The sequence below is a fragment of the Pseudomonas sp. K5002 genome (assembly GCF_013386655.1).
Taxonomy (GTDB): Bacteria; Pseudomonadota; Gammaproteobacteria; order Pseudomonadales; family Pseudomonadaceae; genus Aquipseudomonas.
In genome coordinates this window covers 1-650 of sequence record NZ_JACARK010001341.1, presented here as the reverse complement: position 1 = coordinate 650, position 650 = coordinate 1, and the positions used below count along the sequence as shown (strand labels likewise).

At 66.8% G+C, this 650-nt stretch carries 1 protein-coding gene; it reads right to left on the bottom strand.

Annotated elements, in window-relative coordinates; genetic code table 11:
- Positions 1 to 650: type II secretion system F family protein (locus HX846_RS36210; RefSeq protein ID WP_178967346.1), on the bottom strand; the 650-nt coding region annotated here is incomplete at both ends.

The window sequence follows — 650 nt, the reverse complement described above, 5'->3', positions numbered from 1 at the left end:
CGCGCACCTTGGTCGTCGCGTCGCTGACACACTGGCTCAGGCGGTCGTTGGACAAGGTCTGGCGCGCCGCTTCCAGGTCGCGCAACAACGGCACGCCCGCCCCGCCGAGAATCGCCAGGGTCGAGGCAAACCGCGCGGTGTTGAGGCCCAGTACAAAACGCCCGATCAACGGCAGGCGCAACACCCGGCTGTGCCAGCTCAACCGTGCCACGGGGTTGCGCAGGTACAGGCGCCAGCTCCAGAAACCACCCACGATCCCGGCAAAACACAGCCAGCCCCAGGCGCGGATAAAATCACTCGCATTGAGCATCGCCAACGTCAGCCCCGGCAGGTCCTGGCGAGCCTGGGAAAACGCACTGACCACCTGCGGCACCACGTAGCTGAGCAGGAAAATCACAATGCCGATGGACACCAGCCCCACCACGCCCGGGTAGATAAACGCCGTGAGGATCTTGCCCCGCAGGTTATTGCGCTCCTCGATGTAGTCGGCGAGGCGCTCCATGACCTGGGCCAGGTCGCCGGACTCCTCCCCCGCCGCGATCAGCGCCCGATAGATCGACGGAAAGTCCCGGGGCCGGGCGGCCAACGCATCGGCCAGGCGCATGCCGCTGCGCACATCGGCGCGCACCGCGCTCAAGGTCTGGGCGATG